The 13,081-nt window shown below is 65.3% G+C and carries 12 protein-coding genes; 5 read left to right on the forward strand and 7 right to left on the reverse strand.

The features are described from left to right. Positions 1–159 precede the first annotated feature (159 nt). Positions 160–2,877: a phosphoenolpyruvate carboxylase gene (locus V7D81_RS11350; protein ID WP_324316632.1), complete on the forward strand. Its 2,718-nt coding sequence runs from the start codon at positions 160–162 to the stop codon at positions 2,875–2,877. Between the two features lie 21 nt (positions 2,878–2,898). On the opposite strand, the gene V7D81_RS11355 is transcribed toward V7D81_RS11350, so the two are convergent. Further along, a complete protein-coding gene (locus V7D81_RS11355) occupies positions 2,899–3,105 on the reverse strand; it encodes a hypothetical protein (protein ID WP_324316633.1) in 207 nt (68 codons plus the stop codon). Between the two features lie 510 nt (positions 3,106–3,615). Here V7D81_RS11355 and V7D81_RS11360 point away from each other — a divergent pair. Further along, positions 3,616–4,218, forward strand: coding sequence for a MarR family winged helix-turn-helix transcriptional regulator (locus tag V7D81_RS11360; RefSeq protein WP_324316634.1), 603 nt, complete (start codon positions 3,616–3,618; stop codon positions 4,216–4,218). A gap of 100 nt (positions 4,219–4,318) precedes the next feature. Here V7D81_RS11360 and folD read toward each other — a convergent pair whose 3' ends face one another. Both folD and V7D81_RS11370 read right to left on the reverse strand, forming a co-directional pair. After that, complete coding sequence (folD, locus tag V7D81_RS11365; protein ID WP_324316635.1) at positions 4,319–5,209, reverse strand: bifunctional methylenetetrahydrofolate dehydrogenase/methenyltetrahydrofolate cyclohydrolase FolD; 891 nt, start codon at positions 5,207–5,209, stop codon at positions 4,319–4,321. A 75-nt stretch (positions 5,210–5,284) separates the two neighbouring features. After that, positions 5,285–5,791 carry a GNAT family N-acetyltransferase gene (locus V7D81_RS11370; RefSeq protein ID WP_324316636.1) on the reverse strand — a complete coding sequence of 169 codons (507 nt, stop codon included), beginning with the start codon at positions 5,789–5,791 and terminating at the stop codon, positions 5,285–5,287. Between the two features lie 271 nt (positions 5,792–6,062). Here V7D81_RS11370 and V7D81_RS11375 point away from each other — a divergent pair, with 271 nt between their 5' ends. After that, on the forward strand, positions 6,063–7,103 hold the full coding sequence (locus V7D81_RS11375) for a cyclic nucleotide-binding domain-containing protein (RefSeq protein ID WP_324316637.1): 1,041 nt from the start codon (positions 6,063–6,065) through the stop codon (positions 7,101–7,103). Positions 7,104–7,202: 99 nt separating this feature from the next. Here the strand turns inward: V7D81_RS11375 and V7D81_RS11380 are convergent, their stop codons facing one another. From V7D81_RS11380 to V7D81_RS11395, 4 genes are all read right to left on the reverse strand, one after another. Beyond that, a complete protein-coding gene (locus V7D81_RS11380) occupies positions 7,203–7,658 on the reverse strand; it encodes a hypothetical protein (protein WP_324316638.1) in 456 nt (151 codons plus the stop codon). A 12-nt stretch (positions 7,659–7,670) separates the two neighbouring features. Next, the gene (locus V7D81_RS11385; protein WP_324316639.1) at positions 7,671–8,555 is read right to left on the reverse strand and encodes a pirin family protein; all 885 of its coding nucleotides are present in this window, start codon (positions 8,553–8,555) and stop codon (positions 7,671–7,673) included. 15 nt (positions 8,556–8,570) lie between these two features. Next, positions 8,571–10,073 carry a malonate--CoA ligase gene (locus tag V7D81_RS11390; protein WP_324316640.1) on the reverse strand — a complete coding sequence of 501 codons (1,503 nt, stop codon included), beginning with the start codon at positions 10,071–10,073 and terminating at the stop codon, positions 8,571–8,573. 134 nt (positions 10,074–10,207) lie between these two features. After that, positions 10,208–11,236, reverse strand: a complete 1,029-nt coding sequence (locus V7D81_RS11395; protein ID WP_324316641.1) for a diguanylate cyclase domain-containing protein — start codon at positions 11,234–11,236, stop codon at positions 10,208–10,210. 494 nt (positions 11,237–11,730) lie between these two features. On the opposite strand from V7D81_RS11395, the gene V7D81_RS11400 reads away from it, so the two are divergent. Both V7D81_RS11400 and V7D81_RS11405 read left to right on the forward strand, forming a co-directional pair. Continuing rightward, positions 11,731–12,690, forward strand: coding sequence for a carbohydrate kinase family protein (locus tag V7D81_RS11400; RefSeq protein ID WP_324316642.1), 960 nt, complete (start codon positions 11,731–11,733; stop codon positions 12,688–12,690). Between the two features lie 113 nt (positions 12,691–12,803). After that, on the forward strand, positions 12,804–13,081 hold a 278-nt coding region (locus tag V7D81_RS11405; RefSeq protein WP_324316643.1), incomplete at its 3' end, for an S-adenosylmethionine synthetase N-terminal domain-containing protein.

The following is a 13,081-nucleotide window of genomic DNA, read 5'->3' on the forward strand; positions in this document are numbered from 1 at the left end:
TGCTGAAGACGTTTCCGGCGCGGGTGGCGTAGACCCGAGCCGGCTGGCGAGATGGCCGGGCAGCAGGCTCTGCTAGACTGCGCGCCCGCGATGGCTACCAACTCCACTTCGTCCCTCATTTTCTGGCCAGCGGCCAGCGGCTAGCGGGCTTCTTTCCTCATGCCCCGCCACGACCTGACTTTCCCCGCCAAGGACGCCGAACTGCGCGAAGACGTCCACACGCTCGGCGCGCTCGTCGGCGAAGTGATCCGCGAGCAGGGCGGCGAGGAATTGTTCGCTGCGGTCGAGCAGGCCCGGCAGGCGGCCATCGCGCAGCGCGAGGGCGATGCCGGAGGCGCGGTGGAACTCGTCGTCTGCACGCGCGACGTGACCCCGGCGCTGGCGCGCGACCTGGTGCGTGCGTTCTCGACCTGGTTCGACGTGGTGAACATGGCCGAGAAGGTGCATCGCATCCGCCGGCGTCGCCAGTACATGAACGAAGGCAAGTCGCAGCCCGGCGGCATCGAGGACGCGCTGTTCGCGCTCAAGGAGCAAGGGCTGCAGCTCGCCGATATCCGCAGGCTGATGCTCGAGCTGTGGATCGAGCCGGTGCTCACGGCGCATCCCACGGAATCGACACGTCGCACGATCCTGCGCAAGCAGCAGAAGGTCGCGCAGTTGCTGCTCGGACGCATCGGCCTCGCCTCGGGAGATGCGGAAACCCAGCGCCTCTGGGAACGCATCCGCACCGAGATCACCTCGGGCTGGCAGACCGCCGACAATTCGCGCGAACGGCTCACGGTCGCCGACGAACGCGAGCACGTGCTGTTCTTCCTGGTCGAAGTGCTGTTCCAGATCGTGCCGGTCTTCTACGAGGAAATTTCCGCCGCGCTGGTCAAGGTCTACGGGCCGGAGGCGCAGCAACTGGAGCTGCCGGAAATCCTGCGCTTCGGCTCCTGGGTCGGCGGCGACATGGACGGCAATCCGGACGTCCACGCGAAGACCATTCGCGAAACGATCGCCCGTCATCAGCAGCTCATCGTCAACAGCTACTTCCTCGAATGCCAGGGACTGGCCGAATCGCTGTCGCAGAGCGCGACCCGCATCGGCATTTCGCCGCAGCTGCAGGCGCGCATCGAGCAATACCAGACGCTGCTGTCGGCATCGCACACGCTGTCGCCGGCGCGGCACGATCGCATGCCGTATCGCGTGTTTCTCGGGCAGGTCATGGAACGCCTGCGCGCGACGTACGAAGGCCGGCAGGCGCAGTACGAATCGGCGGCGCATTTCCTCGCCGACCTGAATCTGATTCACGACAGCCTGATGGCGCACAAGGGTGCGCATGCCGGTGCCTTCCCGGTCAGCCGGCTGATCCGTCGCGTGCGCACCTTCGGCTTTCATCTCGCGACGCTCGACATCCGCCAGAGTTCGGCCGTGCATCGCGGCGTCGTCGGCCAGGGGTTCGGCGATGCCGACTGGCGCAATCGCAGCGTCGACGATCGCATCGCGCGGTTGCGGGTGGCGCTGGAGCGCGACGAGAGTCCGAGCGCGCTGCTCGATGCGACCGGCAAGCGCAGCCTGTGGGTGTTCGAAGCGCTGGCGCACTGTCGTCATCGCAACGGTCCGGATTCGATCGGGCCGTACGTCGTCAGCAGTACGCGCGGCGTGGACGACATGCTGTCGGTGCTGCTGCTGGCGCGCTGGGCCGACACCGCCGACCGGCGTTCGGGCGACGTGCCGGTCGACGTCGCGCCCCTGTTCGAGTCCGCCGAAGCGCTGTCGCGCTGCGGCGAGTTGATGCGCCAGCTGCTGAACGAGCCGCTGTATCGCCGGCATCTGCTGGGTCGCGGCAACCACCAGTACGTGATGGTCGGCTACTCGGCGAGCAACAAGGACGTCGGTGTCGCCATGTCGCGCTGGCTGGTGCGCAATGCGCAGGAAGCGGCGATGGCCGCAGCAGCCGATGCCGGCATCGATCTCACGCTCGTGCACGGCCAGGGCGGCAGTTTCGGACGCGGCGGCGGCCGCGCCGAAATCCTGGTGCGCAGCGCGCCGCAGGGCGCGAATCGCGGGCGGCTGCGCCTCACGGAAGCAGGCGAACTGATCCACGAAAAGTACGGGTTGCGCCCCATCGCGCTGCGCGTGTTCGAACAGGCATTCCACTCGCTCGCGCTGGCGGCGGGCGGAGCGATGCCGAAGGAAGAAGTTCGACCCGGCTGGTCCGCGGCGATGGAAGTGGTGGCCGGCGAAAGCGAGCGTGCCTGGCGCGCGATGATTTTCGACGATCCCGAGTTCTACGATTTCTTCCGGCAGCTGGCGCCCGTCGACGTCATCGAGCGCATGCAGATCGGCTCGCGACCGACGACCCGCAGCGAAAGAGCGGCGGGCGTCGCGGCGTTGCGCTCCATTCCGTGGACCTATGCCTGGTCGCAATGCCGCTACATGGTGCCGGGCTGGTTCGGGATGGGCACCGCGCTGTCGGTGGCGGGCCAGAAGCTCGGCGACGACGTGCTGCGGGAGATGGATCAACGCTGGTTCTTTTTCCAGAACCTGCTCGACGATGTCGAACTGGCGCTGGCGCGGGCCGATCTGAAGATCGCCTCGCACTACGATGAACTCGTCGAACCGCGCTACGCGCGGTTCATCCAGACCATCCGTGCCGAATACGAGCTGACGCGCCAGCGCGTCATGGAACTGCGCGGGCTCAAGCATCTGCTGGAACAGGAGCCGACCATCCAGCGGTCGATCCGGCTGCGTAGCCCCTACATCGATCCGATGCACATGCTGCAGGTCGATCTGCTGCGGCGCTGGCGTGCCGGCGGGCGCGAAGACAGGGAAATGCTGGCGGCGCTGCTGTCGTCCATTACCGGCATCAGCCAGGGATTGCAGGGTGCCTAGGCCAGGCAGCCTGCAGCGGTGTCATCCGGCTTCCAGTTTCTGCAGATGCGGCAGCAGCCAGCCGACGATCATGTCGAGACTGGTCTGCTGATTCTCACCCACCAGATCCGGGCGCTCCTGCAACAGGCGATACGCAAATGCCACCACGTCCGTCGCGTGTCGACGGCGTGACTCCGGCAGTTGCAGCCACTGTTCCAGTACGCGCTTTTTTTCGTCGAGCTGTGCCATTGCCCCTCCCAGCTCAGCCCCGAATTGCGCGCGCGGAAAATATCAGCGTCGCAATCGTCATGCACTCGATTTTTTCAGTGGTTGTCATTGCAACGAAGGTGGCTCCGGAAAAGATTCGTTCATGTTTCCCGTCGGTCTAGTTCAAACAAGCAGATAGCGAAGCGTCGCCGCGGCGCGGTGCGTGTCCGTCGACGGGTCGTTGCGATCGGGTAACACCCGGCGTGCGATGTGCGGACGCCGGAGTGCGCATCGCCTGCGCGAGGATTCCAATCGATGCGAGCTGAAGGCGCGGTGAATCGCGGCGCGTCCGCGGTAAATACGGATCTGGCATTGCGTGCCGATTGGCGTCTCATTCGCCCTGTTGCACGAGGTTGATCGAGGCGACGGGGACGAATGCCTGCGTTGCCGACTCATCGGTCCGCCGTCGATCGATTGCCGGCGGGTGAATCGGACGCGTTTTTCCCTGAATTGCAGCGATGTCACTCCCAATGATCGTTGCGATGCGGCAGAATGCGCGTCCCCGCTGACCTGCCATCCCGTGAGATCTGCTTGAAAAAGCGTACCCAGAAGAAAGTGAAGCCCGCTTCGGCCCTCCGTGCGGCCTGCCCGTGGCTGACGCTGTCCCGCAACGGTGCAAACCTGCACACCGAAGATTTTCTGACGTTCCGGCTCACCCGGCTGTCGAACGCCCTGCGCAACAACATGACCAAGCCCTACCTGGAGGAGTTCGACCTGAGCCTCCCGGAATGGCGCCTGCTCGCACTGGTAACCCGTTTTTCACCGCTGCGTTTCTCTGAACTGACCAATCGCAGCAGCATGGACAAGGGGCAGGTGAGCCGCACGCTGCGCGTCATGACGAAGCGCGGCCTGACCAAGACCAAGGTCATCGCCCAGCGCGGTTCGCGCGCGGCGGAAGCCCTGGCCGCCCCCGTCAGCGTATCGATCACACCGAAGGGCAAGGCGCTCTACAAGTCCGTCCTGCCGGTGGCCCAGCGCCGCCAGGCCCAGATGCTCCAGACCCTGAACGAGTCAGAACGACTCGCGCTGTTCACGACGCTCGACAAGCTTTTCGCCGTCATCGGCGACCCGGACGCCAGCCAGGGCGACGTGTAAGACAGAGAATCAATAGCCGCAAAAAAGCGCAAAGAACACAAAAGGAAATCCTTCTTCTATTTGTGGTCTTTGCGCCTTTTTGCGGCCATTTTCCGTTTTCCTACGGCCTCAGTAATTCCGCCGCCTCCCCAAAACGTGAGCGGATCGCCGCATTCACCGTATTGAGCAGCAGGCAGGCGATGGTCATCGGACCGACGCCGCCGGGCACGGGCGTGATCGCGCCGGCGCGGTTCACAGCGGCGGCGAAGTCCACGTCCCCCACCAGTTTCGATTTGCCGCTGCCGTCGTCGATGCGGTTGATGCCGACGTCGATGACGATCGCGCCCTGACGGATCCAGTCTCCCGCAATCGCCTTCGGCCGGCCGATCGCCGCGACCAGGATTTCCGCTTCCCCGCACAACGCCGGCAGATCGCGCGTGCGCGAATGCGCGATCGTCACCGTGCAATCGTTCTGCAGCAGCAGCTGCGCCATCGGCTTGCCGACGATGTTGGAGCGTCCGATGACCAGCGCGCGTTTGCCGCGCAGGTCCGGCAGTACCTGGCGGATCAGGATCAGGCTGCCGAGCGGCGTGCAGGGGACGGTCGCCTCTTCGCCGAGCGCCAGCCGGCCGACATTGACCGCATGGAATCCATCGACGTCCTTGGCCGGATCAATCGCGGCCAGCACGACGGCGCTGTCGACGCCGGCCGGCAGCGGCAGCTGCACCAGAATGCCGTGCACGTCCGGATCGGCGTTCAGCCGTTGCACCAGCTGCAGCAGTTCTGCGGTGGTCGCGGTCGCCGGCAGTCGATGATCGAAATGCCGGAGGCCGGCCTCTTCGGCCTGCTTCGTCTTGCTGGCGACATAGACCTTGCTGGCGGGGTCCTCGCCGACCAGCACCACGGCAAGGCCGGGTAGGAGCCCTCGAGTGCGCAGTTCTGCGGTGCGTTCGGCAACACGCTGACGGAGGCGTTCGGCGGCAGCGCGGCCGTCAATGATCGTTGCGCTCAATTCGATTCCTCGGGTCCGTGAAAGCGGGCCGCTATTCTGAGGGGATCGCGCGCGATTTGCGACGCGAGGGAAGTCTCAGCGCAGGCTGAGGCTCATGTGGGCCTCGCTGGTCGATCGGCCGTTCACGCGCAGCGCGTCCGGCTCGACACCCCACACGCGAAAGCCCATCCGTTCATACAGCCGCCGCGCCCCCGGTGTCGTCTCGTTGACCGAGAGTCGCAGCGACGCGATTGCAGGAATCGTGCGTGCGTGTGCAATGGCGGCCTCGAGGAGCTGCGCCGCCACGCCCTGGCCGCGCGCCGACGGCGTGACGAAAACGCCCCAGATCATGGCGATGTGAGCGGTCTTGATCTTCGGTAGACGCTGCATGCCGAGCATGCCGAGCAATGCTTCATCGAACGCACCGAAGACCCTCGCCTGCGATTCGCCCAGTTGCCTGCCCACCGCCTCCGGCGAGGAATAAGCATCGTCTTCCGGACTGGAGGCGAAGGAGAAGGGCGAATCGAGCAGCGCAGCGCGGCGCAGATGGAACAGGGATTCGCCATCGTCGGGCGTCAGGAGTCGGACGTGTGTCGGCGGCATATTCGGTCAAGTGTAGCCAACTGCAGGCTGGCTCGAACGGGCCGCGACCAGCCGCTTCATGGCATCGGCACGGGCCCATGAGTCCTGCATCTGCATCTGTGACGCAGTGAGCATTTTCCGCCGGGCCTCCTCGCCGGAAGGCCGCGTCTCTGTGAGACGCATCGCTGTTTGAGCCATCCCGCTGCCGGATACTGCCGGCAATCGAGTGCCGGTAATCGACCGATAACAAAAGATACCCATGGAGCTTTCCGGGTCTTCCAAAGAACTCGCCGTGCTGAAGACGTTCTCGCCGTTCGACAACATGCGGCCGGAGAACCTCATGACGCTGGCGCGCCGCATGCGGCGCCTGCAGGCACCGAAGGGCCGCCTGCTGTTCACCGAGGGCGATGAGGAAAAGCAGACCTACTACCTGCTGAGCGGCACCATCGATCTGATGGCCGAGGGTGAGGTGATCGGCACGGTGCGCAGCGGTACGGCGAAGGCGAAAAATCCGCTGGCGCATGCGCTGCCGCGTCCGTACTCGGCGGTCGTGACCTCCGACAAGATCGAATACCTGCACATCGACAGCGAATTTCTCGACGTCGTCGTGACGTGGGATCAGACGGGCAGCTACAAGGTGTCCGAGCTACGCGGGTTCGACGAAGACAGCTCGCCGCCCGCCGACGACTGGATGACGGCGCTGCTGCAGTCGAAGGCCTTTCATCGCATTCCGCCCGCCAACCTGCAGGCCGTGTTCATGCGGCTGCAGCGCGTCGACTATCGGGCCGGCGAAGTCGTGATCAAGCAGGGCGCCGAAGGCGACTGCATCTACATCATCGTCAAGGGCAGCTGCATCGTCACGCGCGAAACGCCGCTCAACAAGGAAGGCATCAAGCTCGCCGAACTGCGCATGGGCGACACCTTCGGCGAAGAAGCGCTGATTTCCGACACCCGCCGTAATGCGACGGTGACGATGGCGAGCGACGGCTGCCTGATGCGCCTGGGCAAGGACGACTTCCGCAAGCTGCTGCACGAGCCGCTGCTGGAATGGGTGGACTACGGCGACGCCCAGCGCGCGGTCGCCGAGGGCGGCCAGTGGATCGATGTGCGCCTGCCGTCGGAATTCGAGCACTATCGCGCGGACGGCGCGATCAACATTCCGCTGTATTCGCTGCGCATGAAAATGGGCGCGCTCGATCGCAATCGTCGCTACATCGTCTGTTGCGATACCGGTCGCCGCAGTTCGGCCTGCGCCTACATCCTGTCCGAGCGCGGCTTCCAGGCCAGCGTGCTGAAAGGCGGGCTGGCGGCGACCGAGGTGGCGAGGAAGTAGAGCCAAGACAGGAGACTCTTCTGTGGGGCCGGCTTCAGCCGGCCTTCTTGCACTTGAAGAGGCCGGCTGAAGCCGGCCCCACAGGAAGAATCCGGCGCTTCAGCCCCTGTGCTTCGCGCGCATCGCCCACTGATGGCGTGCGTGCAATCGCTCGGCCTCGTTGACGGATTCCGGCGGCGCAGCCTTGAGCAATCCCTTCAGCTCGCCATGCGCACCGGCGACTGCCGGATTCAGTTGCAGCAGCGGACGATAACGTTCCAGGAACGCCTCGTTGCGCAGTTCCCCTTCACCCGACAGCAGCCCGCGGATGTGCGCGGCGACGACTGCGTGATCGTATTGCGTCGGCGGCTGGCGCTGCGCCAGCACATGATCGATCTCCGCCGTCAGCGACGACAGCGGCCGCAGCCAGGCCCAGGCGGGATCGTTGACGAGCCGGTCGAGCAGGGCGAGTCCGCCGGGGCCGGTGTCGAACTCGCGCTCGCTCTTCAGGATCAGCGCATACAGCTGCTGCAGCTTGCGGGCGAGCAGTTCGATGTCGGCTTGCGGGGTCGTCATTGCGATCGTCGCTCAAAGATCAGGCAGCGGGATGAACTCTGTTTCTCCGGGAACGGGCCGGAAGCGGTCGGCCTTCCAGTCGGCCTTGGCCTGTTCGATGCGTTCCTGGCTGGAGGACACGAAGTTCCACCAGATGTAGCGCGGTCCGTCGATGCCGGCGCCGCCGAGAAACATGAGTCGCGAGGCACGCGTGGCGGTGACGGTGATGCGATCGCCGGGACGGAACACCAGCAGCTGCGGCGCCGCGAACCGTTCGCGCGCAATCTCGATCTCGCCTTCGGCGACATAGATGGCGCGTTCTTCCTGATCTGCTTCCAGTGGCGCGCTGACGCCGGCCTGCAGCCGGACCTCGGCGTACAGCCATTCCGAAGCCGTACTCACCGGCGAGCGCTGGCCGAAGGCCGATCCGGCGATCACGCGTGCGTGCAATCCCGTGTCTTCGACGGTCGGCAGCTGTTCGGCGGCGAAGCGCTGGAACGTCGGTTCGGTTTCCTCGTGCGCGGTCGGCAGGGCGAGCCAGCTCTGGATGCCGAACAGCGGCGATTGCGATTGCCGGGCCGCGACGGGCGTGCGTTCGGAGTGCGCGATGCCGCGGCCGGCGGTCATCAGGTTCATCGCGCCCGGTGTGATTTCCACGGCGTTGCCTTCGCTGTCGCGGTGCATGAGGCTGCCGGAGAACAGGTAGGTGACGGTCGCAAGGCCAATGTGCGGGTGCGGACGCACGTCGACGCCTTGCCCGGCGGCAAACTGCGCAGGGCCCATCTGATCGAGAAAAATGAAGGGGCCGACCATGTGCCGCTGCCGGCTGGGCAGGGCGCGGCGCACCTCGAAGCCGCCGAGATCGCGGGTCGGCGGGACGATGATCAGGTCGATGGAGGGATTCGCCAGTTCGCTCATGTCGGTTCACTCATGTCAGGGACGGTACAAATCGCGATACGTTTCGCGCAATACGTTTTTCTGGACCTTGCCCATGGTGTTGCGGGGCAGCTCGTCGACGAACAGCACCCGCTTCGGCAGCTTGAAGTTTGCCAGCCGCTGTTCGAGCGCGCGCCGTACCGCGGATTCGTCGAGCTGCGCATCGCGGCGGCCGACCACCACGGCCGTCACGCCCTCGCCGAAATCGGGATGCGGCACGCCGATGACCGCGCTTTCGATGACGCCGGGCAGCGCATCGATTTCCGCTTCGACCTCGATGGGATAGACGTTGTAGCCGCCGGTGATCACCAGATCCTTGCCGCGGCCGACGATGTGTACGTAGCCGTTGCGGTCGATGCGCCCGAGATCGCCGGTGATGAAAAAGCCGTCGCGGCGGAATTCCTGCGCGGTCTTTTCCGGCATCTGCCAGTAGCCGCGAAACACGTTCGGACCGTGCACCTCGATCATGCCGACCGCATCCGCTTCGGTGAGGACCACGCCGGAGTCCGGATCGGCGATGCGCACCTCGACGCCCGGCAGCGTCGGGCCGACCGAACCGGGAAGGCGCTCGCCTGCATACGGGTTCGAAGTGTTCATGAGCGTTTCGCTCATGCCGTAGCGCTCCAGGATGGCGTGGCCCGTGCGCCGGGAGAATTCGCGATGCGTTTCCGGCAGCAGCGGCGCCGATCCGGAAACGAACAGCCGCAGGTTGCGCACCGTGTCGCGATCGAACTCCGGCTGGTCCAGCAGGCGCGTGTAGAACGTCGGCACGCCCATCATCACGGTTGCGTGCGGCAGCTGCTGCACGATGTCGCGGGCGTCGAAGCGCGACAGGAACAGCATCGAGCTGCCTGAGGCGAGCACGGTGTTCACCGCCACGAACAGGCCGTGCACGTGGAAGATCGGCAGTGCATGCAGCAGCACGTCGGACTCGGTGAAGCGCCAGGCATCGGCCAGCGTGACGGCATTGGAGGCGAGATTGCCGCGCGTCACCATGGCGCCATTGGAACGGCCGGTCGTGCCGGAGGTGTACAGCAGCGCCGCGAGCGCGCTGTGATCGCCGCCGAACGATGGCAAGGCCGCCTCGCTGCTGCGCGACGCCAGCTCCATCAGCGAGCCGTCGCTGGCCGCGCCGAGCGTCAGCAGTCGCGCGGATTTGCCGAGCGAAGCCGCCTGCGCCAGCGTGTCGGGCCGGACGACGGCAACTGCCGGATCGGCATCGCCGAGGAAGTAGTCGAGTTCGGCCAGCGTGTACGCCGTGTTCAGGGGAACGAATGCGGCGCCGAGCTTGAGGCAGGCAATGTAGAGGGCGATGGCCTCGGGCGATTTGTCGATCTGCGCCGCCACGCGATCACCCGTGACGACGCGCTGCGATTGCAGCGCCCGCGCGATCCGGTTGGCGAGCTGGTCGAACTGCGCGTAGGTCAGCGTGCGGCCGTCGCCGGTGCGCAGCAGGAGTCGGGCAGGGTCGCGACGAAGCACGGCATCGAGCCAGTGCAAGGGATCGCGGGGGGAAGGAGGTATCGGTGTCACTGCTGGACTTTCTCTTCTGTGGGGCCGGCTTCAGCCGGCCGCGACAGTCGAGCATAACCACCAGCGCAGGCCGGCTAAAGCCGGCCCCACAGAAGAAAGAGCTAGCGCTTCGGCAGCGACCCGTCCCAGTCGCCCACGTACCGCACGCCGCTGGAGGCGCGCTTTTCCTCGTACATGTCGGCATCGGCGCGCGCGATCAGGTCTTCGATGGACTCGTCCGACGTCACGTCGACCAGCGTCGTGCCGATGCTCACGTCCAGCGTATAGGGCCGGCCGGGAACCGCGTTGATGAGCGACAGCTCGCCGCGCAGGCGTTCGCGCAGCACGCTCGTGTCCTGCTGCACGTGAGCCAGCGCGACGAACTCGTCGCCGCCGAGGCGCGCGACGATGTCGGCTTCGCGGAAGGTCCGTCGCAGCACGTCGGCCGTTTCGCGCAGCGCCTGATCGCCGATCAGGTGACCGAGCGTGTCGTTGATCTGCTTGAGGCCGTTCAGATCGACGAAGAACAGGCCGAGGACATGCCGCTCGCGGCGGGCGACCTTGAGCGCCTGCCCGGCCAGTTCGAAGAAGCCGCGGCGGTTGCGCAGCCGGGTCAGCTCATCGACGAGCGACAGGCTCGTCAGCAGGTCTGCGTTGCGACGCAGGGCTTCCTCGCGTTCGCGCGTCGCGATTTCGGCGCGATGCTTGTGGATCGCCACTTCGATGGAGCAGCGCAGTTCGACTTCCTGGAAGGGCTTCACCAGGTAGCCGAGCGGACCGGTCCTGACGGCCCGTTCGAGCGTTTCGACGTCGCGATGGCCGGTCAGGAAAATGACCGGAACGTGGCCGCGCTCCTGGATCATCTGCGCCGCCTGGATGCCGTCGATCTCGCCGCGCAGCCCGACGTCCATGATGATCAGCCGCGGCCGCAGTTCCTCGGCCATGCACACCGCCTGTACGCCTTCGCTGGCCACGCCGGCGACGCGATAGCCGAGTCGGGTGATGGTCTCGAGCAGGTCCTGCGCGACGATGCCTTCGTCTTCGACCACGAGGATCGAGATATCGGACGCGGCTACGCCGGCTCCGGTGCCGTCATTTGCGTCGCGATTATGTCCATCCGGCGCGGGCCGGGAGCCGTACGGGTCAGTCATCGATTGAAATTCGTCGCAACAATGTCTGCAGGGACCGAATCCGACACGGACCCGTAACGCCTGAAGCAGCGGCATGGTTGCGTCGGTGCGTGAGCTAAGTAGCTCACGCGGCGGCAGACTGCATCGTCGTTGATACGGATGCGGCGACCGACTTCGCCGGTACGGAGCGATAACCCGCCGGAACTACGTTGCAGCGCATTGGTTAATGGCTGGTGCCCGAGCGCTGCCTTCGCTCTCAGGGAGTGCCTCATGTCATTGAAGGGTGCGGCGCGCGTATTGCGGGAAAACACTGCAAATCGGCGAGGGCGGCGCTGCGTGGGGCGCTGTCGTCCTGCAGCGTCGCCGGTTATGAACTCATGCCCGCGCCGCCGCTGTGCCGCGGCGCGAGTCGTCGGACAGCCGAAATCGCGTTTCGGGCCGCGACGAGGTTCCCTTACAATCCCGGCGCCGCAACCGGCTGATTCCGGCGTTTTCCGCTCTCAACGAACCTTCGAATGACGAACCCAAGCAAGCGCGCATTGATCTGTGGCTCGGTCGCCTTCGACACCATCATGGTGTTCCAGGATCGATTCAGGAATCACATCCTGCCCGACAAGATCCACATGCTGAACGTGTCGTTCCTCGTCCCGCAGATGCGCCGCGAGTTCGGCGGCTGCGCCGGCAACATCGCCTACAACCTCAAGCTGCTCGGCGACGTCGGTCTGCCGATGGCGACGGTGGGCAAGGACTTCGGCCTGTACGGCGACTGGATGAAGCAGACCGGCGTGCCGACCGATCACATCACCGTCATCGAGAGCGAGCACACGGCGCAGGGCTTCGTGACCACCGATCTCGACGACAACCAGATCTGGGCGTTTCATCCCGGTGCGATGCAGCTGTCGCACGAGAACCAGGTCGCGCAGGCGAAGGACATCGCGATCGGCATCGTCGCGCCGGATGGCCGCGAGGGCATGATCCAGCATGCGGCGCAGTTCGCAGCCGCGGGCATCCCGTTCATTTTCGATCCCGGCCAGGGCCTGCCGCTGTTCAGCGGCGACGACCTGCGCGCCTTCATCAAGCAGGCCACGTGGGTCGCGGTGAACGACTACGAATGGCAGCTCGTGCAGGAGAAGGCGAAGCTCTCCGCCAGCGACATCGCCGGCCAGGTGCAAGCGCTGATCGTCACGCGCGGCGCCGAAGGCTCGGTGATTTATACGAAGGGCCGCGAGATCGTCATCCCGACCGCGAAGCCCTCGCAGGTCGTCGATCCCACCGGTTGCGGCGATGCCTATCGCGCCGGCCTGCTGCACGGCCTGCTGCACGGGCTCGACTGGGAAACCACGGGCCGCATTGCTTCGTTGCTGGGGGCGATCAAGATCGAATCGCGCGGCACGCAGAATCACAGCTTCAGCCGGGCCGAGTTCGAGCAGCGCTATCAGGCGAGCTTCGGTAGGGGTCTCTCGTTGGGAAAGTAATGGAGAATGGCCGCAAAAAGGCGCAAAACACACAAGGGTAAGAAAATCCTTTTTTGCGATCCTTTGTGCTTTTTTGCGGCTATTCGATTCTTCGATCTTTATCAGGAACAGATATGAGCAGCAGTTTCTTGTTTACCTCCGAATCGGTTTCCGAAGGCCATCCGGACAAGGTCGCCGACCAGATTTCCGACGGCATCCTCGACGCCATCCTGGCGCAGGACAAGTACTCGCGCGTCGCCGCCGAAACGCTGTGCAACACCGGCCTGGTCGTGCTCGCGGGCGAGATCACGTCGAATGCCGTGGTCGACTACCAGTCGGTCGCGCGCGAAACCATCAAGCGCATCGGCTACGACAACACCGACTACGGCATCGACTACAAGGGCTGCGCGGT

The organism is Povalibacter sp. (assembly GCF_036735925.1).
Lineage (GTDB): Bacteria > Pseudomonadota > Gammaproteobacteria > Steroidobacterales > Steroidobacteraceae > Steroidobacter.